This is a genomic window from Pseudomonas sp. MM227, assembly GCF_947090715.1.
In the GTDB taxonomy this organism is placed as follows: Bacteria; Pseudomonadota; Gammaproteobacteria; order Pseudomonadales; family Pseudomonadaceae; genus Aquipseudomonas; species Aquipseudomonas baltica.
In genome coordinates, this window is record NZ_OX352319.1 from 2,298,126 (window position 1) to 2,317,057 (window position 18,932).

16 protein-coding genes and 1 riboswitch are annotated in these 18,932 nt (G+C 62.5%); of the genes, 6 read left to right on the forward strand and 10 right to left on the reverse strand.

Going from position 1 to position 18,932, the window contains the following annotated elements; all coding sequences use genetic code 11:
- Window positions 1–42 precede the first annotated feature (42 nt).
- Window positions 43–2,877 (forward strand): RHS repeat-associated core domain-containing protein, encoded by a 2,835-nt coding sequence (locus ONG87_RS10350; RefSeq protein ID WP_264382803.1) that lies wholly within the window; start codon window positions 43–45, stop codon window positions 2,875–2,877.
- 214 nt (window positions 2,878–3,091) lie between these two features.
- On the opposite strand, the gene metH is transcribed toward ONG87_RS10350, so the two are convergent.
- Window positions 3,092–6,784, reverse strand: a complete 3,693-nt coding sequence (metH, locus tag ONG87_RS10355) for a methionine synthase (protein WP_264382804.1) — start codon at window positions 6,782–6,784, stop codon at window positions 3,092–3,094.
- Between the two features lie 274 nt (window positions 6,785–7,058).
- On the opposite strand from metH, the gene ONG87_RS10360 reads away from it, so the two are divergent.
- Entirely contained in the window at window positions 7,059–8,081 is a 1,023-nt protein-coding gene (locus tag ONG87_RS10360; RefSeq protein ID WP_185793344.1) for an acyltransferase, read from the forward strand.
- A 77-nt stretch (window positions 8,082–8,158) separates the two neighbouring features.
- Window positions 8,159–8,743: a Fe-S biogenesis protein NfuA gene (gene nfuA, locus ONG87_RS10365; protein WP_049859622.1), complete on the forward strand. Its 585-nt coding sequence runs from the start codon at window positions 8,159–8,161 to the stop codon at window positions 8,741–8,743.
- Between the two features lie 88 nt (window positions 8,744–8,831).
- Here the strand turns inward: nfuA and ONG87_RS10370 are convergent, their stop codons facing one another.
- The 5 genes from ONG87_RS10370 to ONG87_RS10390 are packed head-to-tail and all read right to left on the reverse strand — an operon-like array spanning window position 8,832 to window position 11,940.
- Window positions 8,832–9,830 (reverse strand): GlxA family transcriptional regulator, encoded by a 999-nt coding sequence (locus ONG87_RS10370; RefSeq protein ID WP_264382805.1) that lies wholly within the window; start codon window positions 9,828–9,830, stop codon window positions 8,832–8,834.
- A 14-nt stretch (window positions 9,831–9,844) separates the two neighbouring features.
- Window positions 9,845–10,591, reverse strand: coding sequence for a precorrin-4 C(11)-methyltransferase (cobM, locus tag ONG87_RS10375; RefSeq protein WP_264382806.1), 747 nt, complete (start codon window positions 10,589–10,591; stop codon window positions 9,845–9,847).
- Between the two features lie 34 nt (window positions 10,592–10,625).
- Complete coding sequence (locus tag ONG87_RS10380; protein ID WP_264382807.1) at window positions 10,626–11,051, reverse strand: cobalamin biosynthesis protein; 426 nt, start codon at window positions 11,049–11,051, stop codon at window positions 10,626–10,628.
- Between the two features lie 5 nt (window positions 11,052–11,056).
- On the reverse strand, window positions 11,057–11,734 hold the full coding sequence (locus tag ONG87_RS10385) for a CbtA family protein (RefSeq protein WP_264382808.1): 678 nt from the start codon (window positions 11,732–11,734) through the stop codon (window positions 11,057–11,059).
- 11 nt (window positions 11,735–11,745) lie between these two features.
- Window positions 11,746–11,940 (reverse strand): CbtB-domain containing protein, encoded by a 195-nt coding sequence (locus tag ONG87_RS10390; protein WP_122478101.1) that lies wholly within the window; start codon window positions 11,938–11,940, stop codon window positions 11,746–11,748.
- Between the two features lie 129 nt (window positions 11,941–12,069).
- Window positions 12,070–12,294: riboswitch (cobalamin riboswitch) on the reverse strand.
- Window positions 12,295–12,399: 105 nt separating this feature from the next.
- Between ONG87_RS10390 and ONG87_RS10395 the strand changes: the two genes are divergently transcribed.
- Complete coding sequence (locus tag ONG87_RS10395) at window positions 12,400–14,223, forward strand: monovalent cation:proton antiporter-2 (CPA2) family protein (protein ID WP_264381170.1); 1,824 nt, start codon at window positions 12,400–12,402, stop codon at window positions 14,221–14,223.
- A 3-nt stretch (window positions 14,224–14,226) separates the two neighbouring features.
- Here ONG87_RS10395 and ONG87_RS10400 read toward each other — a convergent pair whose 3' ends face one another.
- Together ONG87_RS10400 and ONG87_RS10405 are read right to left on the reverse strand one after the other, a co-directional pair.
- Window positions 14,227–15,351, reverse strand: coding sequence for a mechanosensitive ion channel family protein (locus ONG87_RS10400; RefSeq protein WP_264381171.1), 1,125 nt, complete (start codon window positions 15,349–15,351; stop codon window positions 14,227–14,229).
- A 77-nt stretch (window positions 15,352–15,428) separates the two neighbouring features.
- Entirely contained in the window at window positions 15,429–16,451 is a 1,023-nt protein-coding gene (locus ONG87_RS10405) for a GlxA family transcriptional regulator (protein ID WP_185793338.1), read from the reverse strand.
- 104 nt (window positions 16,452–16,555) lie between these two features.
- Here ONG87_RS10405 and ONG87_RS10410 point away from each other — a divergent pair, with 104 nt between their 5' ends.
- Entirely contained in the window at window positions 16,556–17,098 is a 543-nt protein-coding gene (locus tag ONG87_RS10410; protein ID WP_122478094.1) for a DUF4946 domain-containing protein, read from the forward strand.
- Between the two features lie 139 nt (window positions 17,099–17,237).
- Entirely contained in the window at window positions 17,238–17,453 is a 216-nt protein-coding gene (locus tag ONG87_RS10415) for a molybdopterin-binding protein (RefSeq protein WP_043189662.1), read from the forward strand.
- A gap of 135 nt (window positions 17,454–17,588) precedes the next feature.
- Here the strand turns inward: ONG87_RS10415 and copD are convergent, their stop codons facing one another.
- Together copD and copC are read right to left on the reverse strand one after the other, a co-directional pair.
- Window positions 17,589–18,440, reverse strand: coding sequence for a copper homeostasis membrane protein CopD (copD, locus tag ONG87_RS10420; protein WP_264381172.1), 852 nt, complete (start codon window positions 18,438–18,440; stop codon window positions 17,589–17,591).
- A gap of 2 nt (window positions 18,441–18,442) precedes the next feature.
- Window positions 18,443–18,802, reverse strand: a complete 360-nt coding sequence (copC, locus tag ONG87_RS10425) for a copper homeostasis periplasmic binding protein CopC (protein ID WP_122478272.1) — start codon at window positions 18,800–18,802, stop codon at window positions 18,443–18,445.
- Window positions 18,803–18,932: the final 130 nt, after the last annotated feature.

Below are 18,932 nucleotides of genomic sequence, written 5' to 3' on the forward strand. Positions count from 1 at the left end.
AGGGGCCGCTCCGGCTCCATTGCAGCCTATGGGAGAACGAGTTTGAGTTTATCAGTTCATAGCAACACGCCCTCAGTCGTAGCGGTCGACAGTCGAGGACTGAAACTGCGCGATGTTGCCTATCATCGCCATCCGGACACGCCCGGTTCCACAGACAAGCGCATCACCCGATACCAACAAGGTTCTGGTGGTTTCATGGAAGCTGAAGCAGACCCGCGTCTGCATGCGGCAGGGTTGGCCAATTTCATCTACGTGCGCAGCCTCAGCGGCAAGGCATTGCGCACGCACAGTACCGATGCCGGGATCAGCCTGGCCCTGGAGGATGTCGCCGGGCGGCCCAGCATGATGCTGACCCATATCAGGCGGACTGAGGCGGGCGGACTGGATCTGCGCAATGTCGTCAGTCGGACTTGGCAGTATGAAGGTCAGGGCTTGCCTGGCCGTCCCTTGAGCGTGACGCAGAAAGTGGGTACGACCCCAGCCCAGGTGACGGAACGCTTCGTGTATGCAAGCACTACGGACGCTGAAAAGGCACTCAACCAGGCCGGCAAGGCGATCATGCACTTCGACTCCGCCGGGCTGGAGCGCACTGACGCATTCTCGGTGCCCGGGCCGGCGACCTCAGTCACGAGGAGGCTGCTGAAGGAAAGCGCTGATCCGGATAAGACTGCCGATTGGCAGGGTGACAGCGTGCTAGCCTGGAACGACTTGCTCTCCAACGTTGCTTACACCACGTTGCGGGAGATGGATCCGACGGGCATCGCATTCGCAACGACCGACGCGTGCGGCAACCTGCATCGCGTGGAGTACAACCTCACCGGGCAACTGGCACGCAGTTGGCTAACCTGGCAGGGCTGTGCAGCAGAAACCATCCTGGAGCAGGTGACCTATTATGCAACGGGTCAGAAGCACTCCGAAAAGCACGATAACGGCGTAGTCGTGAACTACGAATACGAGCAGGGGAGTCAGCGTCTGAGCCGAATCAGCACCCTGCGCCCGGCGGGACACATGGCAGGCGCGAAATCATTGCAAGATTTGCGCTATACATATGACGGCGTGGGCAATGTCATCAGTGTCATCAACGATGCACAGGCAACGCGTTACTGGCGCAATCAGAAAGTGCTGCCCCTCAACACTTACCGCTATGACAGTCTGTATCAGCTGGTCACTGCGTCCGGACGCGAAATGGCCATTGGCAGGCACCCGGCCCGTATGCGAAAAGCCCTGGCCATACCGTCACCCGACCTTTCGGCCTATACCCTCTACAGCCGCGATTACAGCTACGATACGGCCGGCAATTTGATCCGCATGCGTCACAGCTCTCCGGCGAGCCAAAATAATTACACCACGGCGATCACAATCAGTGATGCCAGCAATCGAGGGGCAGTGAGCACGCTGGCTGCGCATGCCTCGCAGGTCGAAGCCTTGTTCGACGCGGCTGGTCGGCAGCTCCTGCTCCACCCCGGACAAGCGCTGACATGGACGCCGCGTGGCGAATTGGCCCGAGTGGCACCTGTCACCGGCGAAGTTGACGGCTGCCTTCGTGAAACCTACCGCTACGACCACGACGGTCAACGTGTCACCAAGGTCAGTCTGTCCAAGCACACCGACGGTGCCCACGAGCAGCAGGTGGTGTACCTGCCGGGCGTGGAACTTCGAACTTCGACGATTGATGAGCACGTCAGGGAGTGTCTACAGGTCGTCACCCTGGAAACGGCCGGTCGGACCCGTGTCCGAGGTATGTGCTGGGCATCTGGCATTCCTGAAGGACTGGACAATCATACATTGCGCTATGGCTACGACAACCTGACAGGCAGCAGTGGGCTGGAAGTCGATGGCTGCGGCAACGTGATTGGCGATGAAGAATATTATCCTTATGGCGGAACTGCGCTATGGACAACGCGCAGCCAGACGGAAGCCAGTTACAAAGTGATCAGGTATTCCGGCAAGGAGCGTGATGCCACAGGACTTTACTATTATGGCCATCGCTACTACCAGCCATGGGTTGGCCGTTGGTTGAGCGCAGACCCGGCAGGGACCGTGGATGGGTTGAATCTGTATCGGATGGTGAAAAACAACCCTGTGACGCTCAAGGATGACGATGGACGTGAAGCCACCGAAGCCAGTGGAATAGCCGATGGGATAGCCGATGGTACGGCGCTCGCCGATGCGTTCAAGCCGGGAGACATCGTCTATGGCCTGGATGCGCCCCGCAGAGAGGCCGTTTCGGCGCTGGTGGCCGCTGGATTCAAGCAGAAGGAAGCGATCAAGCCGCCGACCAGGAACGTGCTTGCAGCTTTGCGGCAGTCGTTTCGCAAGCCCAGCGTCAAGAGCAATACCCTTATCCAGAACGATATCACCAATGCCGTCTGGGACGCTGGCAAGCCTTTGGAATACGCCGACGACCGAACCATCGGTAAACAATTGAACGACGCTGGAAGGGCTATCCAGTTCAAGTCGTTTCTTTCGACGCACAACAAATATGACGTGGTGAAGCAGGAGGATGCGCGACTTTTGGCGAGCCAACCCGGCAATGCCATGAAACTGGGTGTTCCATTGTGGAAAAAGACCAGTAAGGCGGGACTTGAATTCCAACTGTTGGTCCGGCAGAAACCTTTGCATTTCATCGCCGATACCATTGGCGACAACATCGGTGCAGTCGTGTCCAAGCAGGGGCATGGGGCAAGTATCACGTCCAGCGAACTACGCTGGCTGTACCGGCACAAGGACCTTCCCGAAGTTCGCGCCAACCTGTTCTTTTACAAGGAGGGTAAAAAAGTGTCCCACGACTCTATCTTCGGGAACGCCGACTGGGCCAACTATCGCCCGAAGAAAACCTATGGAAGGCGGCTAGGGGCCGGTGCAGCCGCCCGCTAGACCCTACTTGTGAAAAGGCCATCGTTGGGCTTTACTGGAACCAGCGTCCTACAAAAATCACAAGAGACGAAGCTGATGAGCAATTCCGTGAAGATTCGCAAAAGCGACAGCCATGTCGATGCCTGGGCCATAGGCTTCATGATCGTTGTGATCGTGGCGACGGCGGTGTACTGGTTCAGTCGCGGCTGAACCCGTACCCGCCACGGAATCTGCGTTAGTTGTCATAACCCAGGTTCGGCGCCAGCCAGCGTTCGCTGACTGCCAGCTCCTGTTGCTTGCGTTCGGTGTAGGCCTGCACCTGATCGCGATCGACCTTGCCCACGGCAAAGTACTGCGCCTGTGGGTGGGCGAAGTACCAGCCGCTGACCGCAGCCGCGGGGAACATCGCGTAGTGTTCGGTCAAGGTCACGCCGCTTTGCCCGTTGTCATCGAGCAGGTCGAACAGTGTGCCTTTCTCGGTATGGTCCGGGCACGCGGGGTAGCCAGGGGCAGGGCGGATGCCTTTGTACTGCTCCTTGATCAACGCCTCGTTGTCGAGAGTCTCCTCGGGGTCGTAGCCCCAATGCTCCTTGCGCACCTGCTGGTGCAACCACTCGGCGCAGGCCTCGGCCAGGCGGTCGGCCAAGGCCTTGACCATGATCGAGTTGTAGTCGTCGCCGTTGTCCTGATAGGCCTTGGCGACTTCTTCGGCGCCGATGCCAGCGGTGGTGATGAAGCCGCCCACGTAGTCGGTCACGCCACTGTCCTTGGGTGCGACGAAGTCGGCCAGGGAAAAGTTCGGCTTGCCATCGGTCTTGATGGTCTGTTGGCGCAGGTGATGCAGGCGCGCCAGCGGCTGGCCATCGTCGCCATACACTTCGATATCGTCGTGTTCCACCTGGTTGGCGGGCCAGAAACCGAACACTGCGCGGGCGCGGATGAGTTTCTCGTCGATCAGCTTGCGCAGCATCACCTTCGCGTCCTCGAACAACGCGGTGGCCGCTTCACCCACCACCTCGTCGGTGAGAATGCGTGGGTACTTGCCGGCCAGGTCCCAGGATATGAAGAACGGTGTCCAGTCGATGTACTCGGCCAGTACGTTGAGGTCGATGTCATCCAGTACCCTGGCGCCGGTAAAGGTCGGCTGCACGGGGTGGTAGGTACTCCAGTCGAAGGTGGCCTTGGCCGCGATGGCGCTGGCATAGCTCAAGCGCTCGGTGCGGGCACTGCGGTTGGCGGTACGCTCGCGAACCTCGATGTATTCCAGGCGAGTCTTCTCGACGAACGCCGGCTTGAGTTCCTTGGACAGCAACTGGGTGGCAACCCCCACCGCCCGCGAGGCGTCGGTCACATAGATGACCGCGTCGTTGCTGTACTTGGGCTCGATCTTCACCGCCGTGTGCGCCTTGGAGGTGGTGGCCCCACCGATCATCAGCGGCAGGTGGAAGTCCTGACGCTGCATTTCCCGGGCAACGTGAACCATCTCGTCGAGCGAAGGCGTGATCAGGCCGGACAGGCCGATGATGTCGCACTTCTGCTCGCGCGCGACCTGCAGGATCTTGTCGGCGGGCACCATGACGCCCAGGTCGACGATGTCGTAGCCATTGCAGCCCAGCACCACGCCAACGATGTTCTTGCCGATATCGTGGACGTCGCCTTTCACCGTGGCCATCAGGATCTTGCCCTTGGCTTCGGGCTTGTCGCCTTTCTCCAGCTCGATGAACGGAATCAGGTGGGCCACGGCCTGCTTCATCACGCGCGCCGACTTGACCACCTGGGGCAGGAACATCTTGCCCGAGCCGAACAGGTCGCCAACGATGTTCATGCCCGACATCAACGGGCCTTCGATGACCTCGATCGGGCGCTTGAACGACTGTCGCGACTCCTCGGTGTCTTCGACGATGTGCGTGGTGATGCCCTTGACCAACGCGTGTTCCAGACGCTGGTTGACCGGCCAGCCGCGCCATTCTTCGGTCTCGGCTTCCTTGACGCTGCCGTCGCCCTTGAACTTGTCGGCGATGGCAAGCAGGGCGTCGGTGCCTTCCGGAGTACGGTTGAGCACCACGTCCTCGACGCGGTCACGCAGCTCGGCCGGAATCTGGTCATAGATTTCCAGCTGGCCGGCGTTGACGATACCCATGGTCAGGCCGTTACGGATGGCATGCAGCAAGAACACCGAATGGATCGCCTCGCGCACCGGATTGTTGCCACGGAACGAGAACGACACGTTCGACACGCCGCCGCTGGTCAATGCATGGGGTAACTCGTCGCGGATGTAGGCGCAGGCATTGATGAAGTCGACGGCATAGTTGTTGTGTTCTTCGATGCCGGTGGCCACGGCAAAGATGTTCGGGTCGAAGATGATGTCTTCCGGGGGGAAGCCGACCTGGTCGACCAGAATGTCGTAGGAGCGCTTGCAGATTTCCTTCTTGCGCGCCTCGGTGTCGGCCTGGCCAGCCTCGTCGAAGGCCATGACCACCACCGCCGCGCCGTAGCGCTTGCACAGCTTGGCGTGATGGATGAAGGCCTCCACGCCTTCCTTCATGCTGATCGAGTTGACGATGCCCTTGCCCTGGATGCACTTGAGCCCGGCTTCGATCACTTCCCACTTGGAGGAGTCGATCATGATCGGCACCCGCGAGATGTCCGGCTCGCCAGCGATCAGGTTGAGGAAGGTGACCATCGCCTTCTGCGAGTCGAGCATGCCCTCGTCCATGTTGATGTCGATCACCTGCGCGCCGGCTTCCACCTGCTGCAGGGCGACTTCCAGGGCCTCGGTGTAGTTGTCCTCGCGGATCAGCCGGGCGAAGCGCGCGGAGCCGGTGATGTTGGTGCGCTCGCCGACGTTGACGAACAACGACTGGCGGTCGATGGTGAACGGCTCCAGACCCGACAACCGGCAGGCTTTGGGAATGTCCGGGATCGCCCGCGGCGCATAGCCGGCCACTGCCTTGGCGATGGCTTCGATATGCCCCGGCGTGGTACCGCAGCAGCCACCGACGATGTTGAGAAAGCCGCTCTGGGCAAACTCTTCGATGATCTTCGCGGTTTCCGAAGGCAGCTCGTCGTATTCGCCAAAGGCGTTCGGCAAGCCGGCGTTGGGGTGCGCCGAAACGTAGGTGCCGGCCTTGTTCGACAGCTCTTCCAGGTAGGGGCGCAGCTCGCTGGCACCCAGCGCGCAGTTCAGGCCTACCGAGATCGGCCTGGCATGGCTTACCGAGTTCCAGAAGGCCTCGGTGGTCTGCCCGGACAGGGTGCGGCCGGACGCATCGGTGATGGTCCCGGAAATCATGATCGGCAATTCGAAGCCCAGTTCCTCGTACACCCCCTGCACGGCGAAGATCGCCGCCTTGGCGTTGAGGGTGTCGAAGATGGTCTCGATCAGGATCAGGTCGGCGCCGCCCTCGATCAGGCCTTTGGTGGCTTCGGTGTAGTTTTCCACCAGCTCGTCGAAGGTGACGTTGCGGTAGCCGGGGTTGTTGACATCGGGGGACAGCGAGCAGGTGCGGCTGGTCGGGCCCAGCACGCCGGCAACGAAGCGCGGTTTGTCCGGGGTTTCCAGGGTCTTGGCGTCGGCGACGCGCCGGGCCACCCGCGCACCTTCAACGTTGAGCTCGTACACCAGCGACTCCATGCCATAGTCGGCCTGGGACACCTGGGTGGCATTGAAGGTGTTGGTTTCCAGAATGTCGGAGCCCGCGTCCAGGTAGGCCTTCTCGATGGCGGCGATCACATCCGGGCGGCTGAGCAGCAACAGGTCGTTATTGCCCTTGACGTCGCTTGGCCAATCGGCAAAGCGCTCACCCCGATAATCCTCTTCTTCGAGCTTGTAGCTCTGGATCATCGTGCCCATGCCGCCGTCGAGAATCAGGATGCGCTCTTTGAGGGCTTGCTGGAGGGCTTGAAGGCGAGCACTGCGGTCGGACATGGGAACCACTCTTTCAGAAAATTCGGACACTGTGACAGGTGGCGGATGATAGCAAACCTGTGCGCTATTTGATCATCACAAGGATTACCATGAATTTCACTCATGTTGAGACCGCCGGGCTCGTGCCTTTTTAATCCCTTGCACGAAACCCCGAAAGAGGCTTGCAGCCGGTCAGTCATTGACGCGTGTCGCGACCTTTTCGAGATTTTTGCAGTCCCACCCCTCGGAATGCCCTGAAAAGGGGCGCGAATTCTCGTTTCAAAAGGCGGTACGCATGCTGATTTCGCTTCAAGCTTTAAGGGCCCTGGCCGCCTGGATCGTAGTCTGCCATCACTTCATGCAGATTTTCTTCGACTTCCATGCCGCAGGCCCCATCGGTCAGTTCTTCACTGACCGAGGCGCGGTGGGCGTCGATATCTTTTTCGTCATCAGTGGGTTGGTCATCTACCTGTCGACCCAGGACAAGCAGATGCCCGCGGGGCGCTTCCTGCTCAACCGTGTCATTCGCATCGTACCGGCCTATTGGCTGTACACCGCCTTGATGGGGCTGATGCTGGTCAGCCTGGGCCAATGGCTGCCCCATGCCGCGATCGACCTGCCGCACTTCATCCTCTCGCTGCTGTTCATTCCTTCGGAAAATCCCGGTGGTTACGGCCTGTACCCGACGCTGAACGTGGGCTGGACACTCAACTACGAGATGTTCTTCTACCTGCTGTTCTCGCTGGTGTTCACCGTGCCGCAGCGTTACCGCCCGCTGATCGTCGCCGCCGCGCTGGTCGCGGTCAGCGAAGTACTTGGCCGCTATGGGGTGGTCAGCCGCTTCTATCAGAACAACATCATCTACGAGTTCCTGCTGGGCATCGGCATCGGCATGCTCTATCGCCGCGGCTGGATCGCCCAGGGCTTGTGGCTACCCCTGGCCGTGATCATCGTGTCGGCGGTGCTGATCTATCACCTGGATTCCAGCGACCGGCTGCTGCACTGGGGCTTGCCCAGCGCCTTGATCGTCCTGGCCTGCGTGGCCATGGAGCCGCACTTCCGTGGCAGCCGCCTGCTCAAGACCCTGGGCGACTGTTCGTATTCGGTGTACCTGGTGCACGTGCTGGTGCTCTACGCCGGTTGGCTGGCCAGCGTCCACTGGCATCTGAACCCATACTGGGTGTTTGCGTTCTGCGTGCCCACCATCGCCCTGGTGTCGTGGGCCAGCTACGTGTGGATCGAAAAGCGTCTGTACCAACGGGTCAAGCACTGGACCGACGCTCGCCTGGATTCGACCTCAATGGCCCGTACGGGGTGATTCCCGACCAAAACAGTCAGGCTTTGTCAGCGTCGCCGGATTCGCGTAAACTGCTGGCAAGTCTGTGAGGAACCACTATGAGCGCTATAACGATTACCGACGCTGCGCACGATTACCTGGCCGATCTGCTGAGCAAGCAGAACACCCCCGGAATCGGCATTCGCGTGTTCATCACCCAGCCAGGCACCCAGTACGCAGAGACGTGCATTGCCTACTGCAAGCCGGGTGAAGAAAAGCCGGAAGACACCGCCCTGGGCTTGAAAAGCTTCACCGCCTGGATCGACGCCGTCAGCGAAGCCTTCCTCGACGACGCCGTGGTCGACTACGCCACCGACCGCATGGGCGGGCAGCTCACCATCAAGGCGCCCAACGCCAAGGTGCCGATGGTCAACGCCGACAGCCCCGTCAACGAGCGCATCAACTACTATCTGCAAACCGAGATCAACCCCGGCCTGGCCAGCCACGGCGGGCAGGTCAGCCTGATCGACGTGGTCGAAGACGGCATTGCCGTGCTGCAGTTCGGCGGTGGTTGCCAGGGTTGTGGCCAGGCCGACGTCACCCTCAAGGACGGTATCGAGCGCACCCTGCTCGAGCGCATCCCGGAGCTCAAGGGCGTTCGCGATGTCACCGACCACACCCAGAAGGAAAACGCCTACTACTAGGTAGGCAAGCTAGGTAGGCAAGCTGCCCCGCGCCAGGAAGCGAGGCCCGCACTCGATTCGCTGCGCCCAAGCAGCGCGGTGCGGGCGGCTACTGGCCGAAGCGCTGTGCGTATCCCTGCGGACTCACCCCAAGCACCTTCTGAAAACTGCGCCGCAGGTTTTCCGCATGGCCATAGCCGCACAGGCGCGCCACGCTCTGCAACGACAATTGCCCGCCCTGAATCATCGCCCGGGCCGCTTCCAGGCGGACCCGCTCGATATGCCGCGCCGGCGTGATATTCAGTTCGGCGAAGAAAACCCGGTACAACGTCCGCGGCGTCATGTTGGCCTTGTGTGCCAGCGCTTCCAGGGACAGATCGGCGCTCAGGTTCAGTGCGATCCATTCCAGCAACTCGGTCAGCCTCGACGTCGTTCCGTTGCAGCGCGCCAGGTGTGGACTGAATTGCGTCTGTCCACCCGAACGCTTGAGAAACAGCACCAGGCGGCGGGCGACGGCAAGGGCCAGGGGTCGGCCCAGGTCGGCCTCGATCAACGCCAGCGCCAGGTCGATCCCGGCGGTGACGCCTGCCGAGGTGAAAATGTGGCTGTGCCCGTCCTTGTCCGAGGGGTCGTAGGTGTGCAGCCGATCGCCTTGCACCTGCACATTGGCAAAGGCCTGCAAGGCCTCGACATCGTCCCAGTGAGTGGTGGCGATCAAGCCGTCCAGCAAGCCCGCGCTGGCAAGCATCAGCGCTCCCGAGCACACCGAACCCAAGCGTCGGACCGTGGGCGCGGCCTCGCGCAACCAGGAGAGCAGGGCAGTGTTCGCGCACTGTTCGGCATCGCTGCTGCCGCCGGGCAGCAGCACCGTATCCAGGGTGCTGCAGTCCACCGACAGCCAGCTGGCGTCGGCATGCAATTTCAACCCGGCGGAGGTCGCCACGGCGCCCGCTGCCTCCCCCAGCAGCTGCAATTGGTAGAGTGGCGCCAGGCCCTGGCGGGCCAGCTCGACGTTGGCCGAGGCGAACACCTGCATCGGGCCGGTCACATCCAGGCTCATCACCCCGGGATAGATCAGGCAAGCGATCACTTTGGTGGAATCAGCCATGCAGTCCATGTCGTTCAAGAACGGTACAGGTGGGCATGGCCCGCACGGTACAGCGCCGAGTCGGCGAAACTGTCCGTGTGCAGCACGTGCCCCACGAGAATCAGCGCACTACGCCGGAAGTCCTTGGCTGCGACCTTGAGCTGGATATCCCCCAAGGTGCCCAGCACGAAGTCCTGATCCGGCCAGCTGGCCTTGTGAATCACGGCAACCGGGCAATCCGCGCCATAGCTGGGCAGCAGTTCGGCGACGATTCGATCCAGATTCTTCACTCCCAGGTGAATGGCCAACGTCGCGCCGTGCCGGGCCAGGCTGCCCAAGCTTTCACCCGGCGGCATCGGCGACTTGTCGCCATAGCGGGTGAGAATCACCGTCTGCGCCACATCGGGCAGGGTCAGCTCCACGCCCAGCAGCGCTGCGCAAGCGGCCGTAGCGGTCACGCCAGGAATGATCTGGTAGTCGATGCCATGTTCACGCAGGCAGCGAATCTGCTCACCGATCGCGCCATACAGGCCGGGATCGCCGCTGTGCACCCGCGCCACGTCTTCGCCCCGGTCATGAGCTTGGCGCATCAGCTCGATGATCTGTTGCAGGTGCAGCTCGGCGCTGTTGTGCACCTGGTGCGCGGTGTGCCCTTCGAGCACCGCGTCGGGCACCAGCGAGCCGGCATAGATGATCACTGGGCAACGCCGGATCAGGCGCTGGCCCTTGACGGTGATCAGCTCCGGATCGCCCGGTCCGGCGCCGATGAAATAAACGGTCATGGGGATTCCTGACAGGCGGAGGGGTGAATGATATTCAAGTTCGCGCCACAGTGCAGCCGGTCCGATCCCGCGTACCGGCTATGGCAAGGGTAGCCATAGTCGTTTGCCGCCGGTTGACACGCAGTATCGACGCAGACGCCGTGCAGTGCTCGGCCATGGCCAGGGCGGCGCTTTCAGCAACACCCTGGCAACCAGTCGCTGCGAATGAGCGCGCGGAACGATGGCTGAGTCGATCCTCAAAGGGCGCCAGCGCCTGCGCGCTGTAGGTGGCGAAAGGCAAACCAAGGCGTTCGGCCAGCAGTAGCAGCCCTGGCTCGTGTGCCTTGAGGTCGATGCTGGCCAGCCCCTGCACATCCGCCCAGTCAAGCCGGTGTTCGAGCAGGGTTTGTTCCAGCAGTTCGTGCAGCGCCTGCGCGCTGCAGCCCCGGCGACACCCGAACCCTACCCACAGCGCCGTCATCGGATTCAGCCACGGGCTCGGCGAAACAACCAGGTACTGATCAGGCCCAGGGCCAGCCAGAACACCGCATTGGTTACCAGTGAAGCAATCACGAACTGCTGTTCCAGCGCTTCGGGCGCCAGGCTCGCATGCTGTTCGGGTTGGGGCGCGCCAATGAGGTGCGGTACCAGCACGATGGCCAGGCCCAGCGCCTTGAGCAGCATGCCGCGGCCGAACACCAGCAACGCCAGGCCCGCAGCTGTCGACGCCGCCGTGCCGATCCACCAGGTTTGCCGCAATGCCAGGTCTGCCGCCTGCGTGCCGGGCAGTTCCGGCGGCAGGCCCAGGTTCGGCGCCAGGCAGAACACCGCGAATCCACCCAACCCCCACAACAGTCCCTGGGCATTGCGACCAGGTGCCCGCAGCGTATAGAGCGCGACCAGCATCAGGGCGAAGCCGACGGCCACTACCAGATTGCCCCCGGCCGTGGACAGCACGCGCTGCCAGCCGTTTTCTGGTTCCCAGGCCTCGGCGTGCTCGTGCGTGGCGCCTGCGGCATCGGCATGCTCATGCTGCAAGGCAGGTGTTTCATAGCTTTCACCCTCAAGGATCAGCGGGGCGACCCAGAGGGCTTGCAGAAGCGTCAGCAACAGTGCGGCCAGCAGCCCGCTGAACCCGGCGGTACGTACGATGTGCCTGATCATCTCGGTATTCCTCAATGGCACGGAAAGGCGGCGCTGTGCCGGGTGTCGTGAGCGGCGTTGTGCACGGCTTCGATATGCGAGAAACCGGCGAAGCCGACCAGGCAGCAGCCCAGCAGGAACGTACCAGTCGCCAGCGCAATGCGCTGGGCGAGGGTGGCGGTATGCGTTTGGGCGTGTTCAGGGCTGGTTGAGACGGTGCTGGACATGGCGTTCCCTCTGGTGGTCCCGACGGTGGCGGCTCCACGGTATGTGGTTCCGACAATCGGGCACGCGCACGCAGAAAGCCTGGCGCAGGCGCGCCATGCTCGCAACAGCGCCCGCCCACCGCGGGTTTGTCGATCACAGACAGTCTGGGCCGGTCTCCGGGCTTGCGAGGGGCGGTATGAGCCAGCCTTGAAAGCGTCGCCTTCCCACACCCATGACAGGCGCAGTGGATCTGACACTTCTCTCGCTTACCGTTGCGGGGGCAGCACCGGACTTGCGCCAGCATCCAATCGAAGCTGGCACTCACCGGTTTCCCGTTTCACCCTGTGAAGGGCACCCAAACGAAGCGCCTAGCAAATCATGTCGACGCGGGGCCGTCAATCCGCGCCCATGCCAGCGAGCGCCGGCGCCTGTAGAATGCTGCCGCGGTCCGCACTTTCACATTCGACAAGGAGTTCCCCATGCCCGAAGAAGGCAACATGCTACAAGCCGCCGTGGTGTTCCTGCTGGCCGCGGTGATTGCCGTGCCGTTGGCCAAACGCCTGCAATTGGGCGCGGTGCTGGGCTATCTGTTCGCCGGGGTGGTCATCGGCCCGCAAGTGCTGGGCTGGGTCGGCGACCCACAGAGCGTCAGCCACATCTCGGAACTGGGGGTAGTCCTGCTGCTGTTCATCATTGGCCTGGAGCTGTCGCCCAAGCGGCTGTGGGTCATGCGCAAGGCGGTGTTCGGGGTTGGCCTGGCACAGGTGCTGCTGACCGCAGTGGTGATCGGCGCGGTGGCATTGCTCGGCTTCGGCCAGCCGTTGAACAGCGCTGTGGTGCTGGGTCTGGGCCTGGCCTTGTCGTCCACCGCATTCGGCCTGCAAAGCCTGGCCGAACGCAAGGAACTCAACGCTCCCCACGGCCGCCTGGCCTTCGCCATCCTGCTGTTCCAGGACATCGCCGCGATCCCACTGATCGCCATGGTGCCGCTGCTGGCCGGCAGTGGCAGCGATGCAGGCGAGGGCAGTACGCTGGATCACAGCCTGCGGGTGCTGGGCAGCATCGCTGTGGTGGTGGTCGGCGGGCGCTATCTGTTGCGTCCGGTGTTTCGCATCGTCGCCCGCACTGGCCTGCAGGAGGTGTCCACCGCTACAGCCTTGCTGGTGGTGATCGGCACCGCCTGGCTGATGGAGCTGGCCGGTGTTTCCATGGCCCTGGGCGCCTTTCTCGCTGGCTTGCTGCTGGCCGATTCGGAATACCGGCACGAGCTGGAGTCGCAGATCGAGCCGTTCAAGGGGCTGCTGCTGGGGCTGTTCTTCATCAGTGTCGGCATGGGCGCCAATCTGGGCCTGCTGCTCGAAAACCCGGCACTGGTGCTGGGGCTGACGCTGCTGTTGATCGGCATCAAGCTGCCATTGCTGGTGTTGATCGGGCGTCTGGCCGGCGGCTTGGGCCGGCTCAGTGCCGTACGCCTGGGTATCGTGCTGGCCGCCGGCGGCGAGTTCGCCTTCGTGGTGTTCAAGATAGGCCGCGAGCAGGGCCTGTTCGACGCGCGCCTGTACGACACCTTGCTGCTGACCATCACCCTGTCGATGGCGCTCACGCCATTGCTGTTGCTGCTGTGCGCACGCCTGCTGCGGGTCAAGACCCCGCCGGTGGAAGTGCCGGACGCCTACCGCGAGATCGAAAGCGACGCGCCGCGCGTGGTGATTGCCGGCATGGGCCGGATGGGGCAGATCGTTGCGCGGATCCTGCGCGCGCAGAAGATCAGCTTCGTAGCCCTGGACACCTCGGTGGAGTCCATCGAGTTCTCGCGCAGCTTCGGCCACCTGCCGGTGTTCTATGGCGACCCGCTGCGGCCGGAGATCCTGCGCGCGGCCAAGGTCGAGCAGGCCGAGTATTTCGTCATCGCCACCGACGATCCGGAAATCAACATCAAGACCGCCGAACTGGTCAACCGCCTGTACCCGCACGTGAAAATCATCGCCCGCGCGCGCAACCGCCAGCACGTGCACCGACTGGTCGACCATGGCGCCCAGGCGGTTCGCGAAACCTACTACTCGAGCCTGGAAATCACCCGCCGAACGCTGGTCGGCCTGGGCTTGAGCCAATCCCAGGCCGATGCGCGTATCAGCCGCTTCAAGCGCCATGACGAACAGGTGCTGCAGGCCCAGCATGCGATCTACGACGATGAAGCCAAGGTCATGCAGACCGCCCAGGAAGCGCGCGCCGAGCTGGCCCGACTGTTCGAATCCGATCGCCAGGACGAGAAGGCGGCCGCCAAGGGCGCGCCGCGGCGCTGAGAATCAAACCGGCGGCTGGCGGGCGACGTCGGCCGGCCCGTCCTCGTTGGCCGGATGCGGCGTGCGGGTCGACATTTCGGCGCGCAGCTGCGGCAGGCACTCGGGGTAGCGGTTGTTTACGAAAGTGATCAGCCGCTCGCGCACATGGCAGCGCGCGTCCCAGTTGCGCGAGGAATCCAGCGAGCTGAGCAGGATGCGCAACTGCATCGCCTTGTCGCTGGTATCGGTAACCTGCAGGACCACCACACGGCCGTCCCACAGGTGCGGAATTTCCTCGCACAGACGCTTGGTCTCGACGCGCAGCGCTTCCAGCGGCACCGAGTAGTCGACCCAGAGAAACACCGAGCCGATGATGCTGGACGTACTGCGGGTCCAGTTCTGGAACGGCTTCTCAATGAAGTACTGCAGAGGCACGACCATGCGCCGCTCATCCCAGATCTTCACCACCACGTAGGTGCCGGTGATCTCTTCGATACGCCCCCATTCGCCCTCGACGATGACCACGTCGTCGATGCGGATCGGCTGCGAAATGGCGATCTGCAGCCCGGCGATGAGGTTGCCCAGCACCGGTTTGGCAGCGAAGCCGGCAGCCAGTCCCGCAAGACCTGCGGACGCCAGCAGGCTGGTGCCGATCTGGCGCACCGCTGGAAACGTCATCAGGATCAGGGCGATGCCGAAAATCAGCACCAGCACGTTGAGGCACTGCACCAGCACCCGCACCTGGGTCTGGATGCGCCGGGCGGCAAGGTTGTCCTCGATGTCCAGCGGGTGTTTGAGGGTCATGGTGGTAGCCACGGCCTTGACACAGCGCAGGCCGAGCCAGGTCAGGCAGGCGGTGACCAGCATGCCGTTGAGGTGGCGCACGGTATTGATCATCAGCAGGTCGTCGGGCGCCGAGGTCCACACCGCCTGCAAGGCCATCAACGGCATCAGCCACAGGGTCGGCTGCTCGGCACGGGCGACCAGTTGCTGCGCCAGTAGGAAGGACTTGGAGACGCGTCGCAGGATGATCAGGCCGACCCAACGGATCAGCAGAATGACGCATACGGCCAGCGCGGCGGCGATCAGCGTACTGAGCCAGGGCATCGGCACGCGGGCCAGCAAGGAATCGGGAAGGGCGTATTCCATGGGTCGGGTGCTCGCTTGAGGCATGAACTGGAGTCGACCGGCAAAGCTCGACACGGTTCCCCGTCATCCGCAGCCGATCAGTCTGCCAAGCGGGTTTCACGCGAGGGCGAGTGGCCAAAATAGCCGCTGTAGCACTTGCTGAAATGGCTCACAGAGACGAAGCCGCAGGCAATCGCCACGTCCATGATCGACAGCGTCGAATGCTGCAACAGACGGCGCGCTTCGGTGACCCGCAGTTCCATATAGTAACGGTGCGGCGAAGTGCCAAGCTGGTCCTGGAACAGCCGGTCGATCTGGCGCCGCGAGCGGCCGACGAACTCGGCCAGTTGGTCCAGCGACAGCGGTTCCTCCAGATTGCTCTCCATCAGGTCGATGATGTTGCGCAGCGGCTGGCTGAGCTTGCCGGTCGCCTGGCCACCGGTGCGCTTGAAGCGCAGCCCTTCGAAGGCAAGAATGTGTTCCACCCCATTGGCCAGCGTCTCGCCGCGCTGCTGGCGGATCATCTCCATCATCATGCCGAAACCGCCGTTGGGGCTGGCGGCGGTGGCGCGGTCGCGGTCGATGACCTGGCTGGCGGGGGTGACGGTGATCTGCGGGCTGAGTTCTGCCAGCGAAGCGCGGTTCTCCGGATGCACCGCGCAGCGATAGCCATCGAGCAGGCCTGCCTGGCCGAGAAACCAGGCGCCGTTCCACAACCCGCCCAGGGCAATGCCGCGACGGGCGCAGTCCGCCAGTATTCGACTGAGCAGCAGGGAAGGCCGCAGCGGCGTGCGAAAGCCGCCACAGATGATCAACAGGTCCACTTCGTCGTGCATGCCTGGCATCAGTGGCGCATCCGGCTGCAGCAGTATGCCCAGATCACTGATCACCTGGCCGGGCGCCAGCCCATAGGAGCGAATGGCGTAGGCCGCCGGGCTGATCAGATTGGCAGTGACCAAGGTGTCCAGGCTGGCAGTGAAGGCGGCCAGGGAAAAATGCTCCAGCAGCACGAAACCCACGCGCAGGCTTGCCTGGTCGGTGTTGCGCAGGCGTCCGTTGGCCGAGGCAAGGTACAGCAGGTTCTTGCTTTGCCCGGCACCGCTGAAAATCCGTTGCGTCATTGCTGCCTGCTCCCTGGATTGCCGCTGATCACAGCGGATATTAGCGTAGTGCTGCGGCCACGGGTCTGCGAGACTGACGGCCCTTTTGCCGTGGAGGAAGCCCCATGCCCTACCTGCGCCACGCCCACTGCCTGCTGCTGTGCTGGCTGATCGGCACACCGGTGTGGGCCGACGACAGCGTGATCGTCTGGCCCGCCGACTGGGACGTGCAGATCCTGCCCGACTCGGCCGATGCGCAGGGCCAGCCCAGCGGCAGCCGCCAGCGTGCCACCAAGACCGATGCCAATGGCGATCCGTTGATGATCGTCGAGATGACCCGTGGCGCGCTAGCCCAGGACCATGCGGTCAACCTGGAAGCGGTTTTGCTGGAGATGCGCAAGGCCATCCAGATCAACTTTTCCCGCTCCGGCTACCAGAGCGTGTGCACCAAGGTCAAAGCGACCCGGCTGGGCAACCTGCCAGCTGCGCAGACCACCTGCAAGGTCACCCGCAACGGAACACTCGCCATTACCCAGACCCTGGTCGCAGCGGTACAGCCCGGCATGGCCTACGGGTTCAGCTATGCAGGTTCTGCCGTGGGTTATCCGCAACTGGAGGCCGAGGTCATGGGCATACGCCAGGCACTGCGATTTGCCGAGCCCGAATAGCGAGGCGGGCCAGGTTGATGCTGCATATTCTTTGAAGGCATATAAAAAGCATTATTCATTCTTTTTAAATATCCGGTTGTAGGTGCAATCTCTACCTCACGCACTGCGGTGCGACCGAATGTCTAACGAGGATGACTGCATGACCATCAAAGCGATCAACGTACGCAACCAGTTCAAGGGCACCGTCAAGGAAATCATCGAAGGGCCGGTCGTCTCGGAAATCGACGTGCAGACCCCGGCCGGTATCGTCACCTCGGTGATCACCACGCGTTCGGTGCACGAGCTGGAATTGCAGATCGGCAGCGAAGTCATCGCTTTCGTGAAATCGACTGAAGTGTCCATCGCTAAACTGTAACAAACGCCTCGCATACTGATCACGCATTCACGTCTTATACCGTGGTGTCTTGTCAAGTTTGAAGCCGGAAAGATCTTGAGGGTCGTGCTCTTGCAGGGGAGCACGACCCTTTTTTTTGTCTGCGCCAGGGATGGCTCAAGTCAGCGGCGTAGGCGCCAGGGTGCCGAGCAAAGCCACTGCAGCCACGGCGCCCAGCCCGCACGCCCATTCGAGGGTGACAGTACGCTTGAACCCATGGATGTCCAGCGGGCCCCGGGCCAATTGACGCCGGTGCCACAGGGCCAGGCCAAGCATGGCCAACACCAGCGCCAGCTTGATCGCCAGTACTGTGGCGAACCCGGATTGGCCAGGCAGCGGGAGGAACGTCCCGGTCAGCGCCCGGGTGTTGATGAGTCCGGTTATCAACATCCCGGCCACCAGCACACACCCCACGCCACTGAAGCGACCGAGCACCACGCGCAAGTCTTGGTCGCCCGGTCGAGCCAGTACGAACATCAGCAACATCAGACCGCCCAGCCAGGCACCGACGCACAGCAGGTGGATCAACTGATTGATCACCAGCCAGGTGCCAGCGGCGCCTTCGAGCATGGCTGCGTGGCCTACCGGCGCGAGCGTTGCCAGCGCCAGTGCACTCAAGGGCCTGGCCACTACTTGCAGTTTCGGATGGGGAAGGCGCAGACACACCAGGACCGCCACGCAGGCAAACAGATGCAGCGTCCAGACCTTGCCGAAGAAGGTTTCCGCCAGCACCCGTCGAACCAGCGCCATGTCCAGCGAGCCGCCCAGCTCATAAGCCACGGCGAACAGCCAGGCCACGCCGCTGATCAGGGCCAGTGCAGCCAGCAGGCACACCAACGGATCGATCAGGTTACGCAACCGACCCACCTGGCTGGGGTGCACGAGCAGCAACGGGCGAAACATGCACGCACCGAACACCAGCATCAGGCTGGTGAAATGCAGGAAACGCAGAGCGATCAATACACTCATGGTCACGGACTCACGGTGAAGCTGTATTCACCCGCACTTTTGTGGGTATCCACCGACACGACCTGCCAGTGCACCGTGTACTGACCCGCTGCCAGGGGCGCGGCAGGTTTGATCACAAGGGTCTTGGCATCTCCCGCAGCACTGGCCAAGGGCTGCAAGGCTACCGCGTCGCCGTCCGCCGCAGTCACGCTCACCTGGCTGAAACCCAGTTCAATGGCTTCGGAAAAACCCAGGCTCAATTGCGCCGGGGCAACGACGGTGGTATCCGCGGCGGGCACAGGGTGGGTCAGATGGGCGTGTGCCATGGCCAGGGGCGATACGAGAACGAGCAGGGCGGCGCTGAGCAACTTGCGAGCAGACATGGCAATGGCCTTGAACACTGAAAAAGGCCGCCAATAAAGCATGATCCTGCGCGCCGGGCAACGTCGTCGACCGGTCATGTGGTTGCAGCTCGGCGGCACCAGCCGGGCTGAACTCCCTGCGCGAGCTCAA

Bases quoted from the DNA above. Each gene is read 5' to 3' on its own strand.
- metH (WP_264382804.1), bottom strand. From the start codon at position 6,784: ATGTCCGACCGCAGTGCTCGCCTTCAAGCCCTCCAGCAAGCCCTCAAA.
- ONG87_RS10360 (WP_185793344.1), top strand. From the start codon at position 7,059: ATGCTGATTTCGCTTCAAGCTTTAAGGGCCCTGGCCGCCTGGATCGTA.
- nfuA (WP_049859622.1), top strand. From the start codon at position 8,159: ATGAGCGCTATAACGATTACCGACGCTGCGCACGATTACCTGGCCGAT.
- ONG87_RS10370 (WP_264382805.1), bottom strand. From the start codon at position 9,830: ATGGCTGATTCCACCAAAGTGATCGCTTGCCTGATCTATCCCGGGGTG.
- cobM (WP_264382806.1), bottom strand. From the start codon at position 10,591: ATGACCGTTTATTTCATCGGCGCCGGACCGGGCGATCCGGAGCTGATC.
- ONG87_RS10380 (WP_264382807.1), bottom strand. From the start codon at position 11,051: ATGACGGCGCTGTGGGTAGGGTTCGGGTGTCGCCGGGGCTGCAGCGCG.
- ONG87_RS10385 (WP_264382808.1), bottom strand. From the start codon at position 11,734: ATGATCAGGCACATCGTACGTACCGCCGGGTTCAGCGGGCTGCTGGCC.
- ONG87_RS10390 (WP_122478101.1), bottom strand. From the start codon at position 11,940: ATGTCCAGCACCGTCTCAACCAGCCCTGAACACGCCCAAACGCATACC.
- ONG87_RS10395 (WP_264381170.1), top strand. From the start codon at position 12,400: ATGCCCGAAGAAGGCAACATGCTACAAGCCGCCGTGGTGTTCCTGCTG.
- ONG87_RS10400 (WP_264381171.1), bottom strand. From the start codon at position 15,351: ATGGAATACGCCCTTCCCGATTCCTTGCTGGCCCGCGTGCCGATGCCC.
- ONG87_RS10405 (WP_185793338.1), bottom strand. From the start codon at position 16,451: ATGACGCAACGGATTTTCAGCGGTGCCGGGCAAAGCAAGAACCTGCTG.
- ONG87_RS10410 (WP_122478094.1), top strand. From the start codon at position 16,556: ATGCCCTACCTGCGCCACGCCCACTGCCTGCTGCTGTGCTGGCTGATC.
- ONG87_RS10415 (WP_043189662.1), top strand. From the start codon at position 17,238: ATGACCATCAAAGCGATCAACGTACGCAACCAGTTCAAGGGCACCGTC.
- copD (WP_264381172.1), bottom strand. From the start codon at position 18,440: ATGAGTGTATTGATCGCTCTGCGTTTCCTGCATTTCACCAGCCTGATG.
- copC (WP_122478272.1), bottom strand. From the start codon at position 18,802: ATGTCTGCTCGCAAGTTGCTCAGCGCCGCCCTGCTCGTTCTCGTATCG.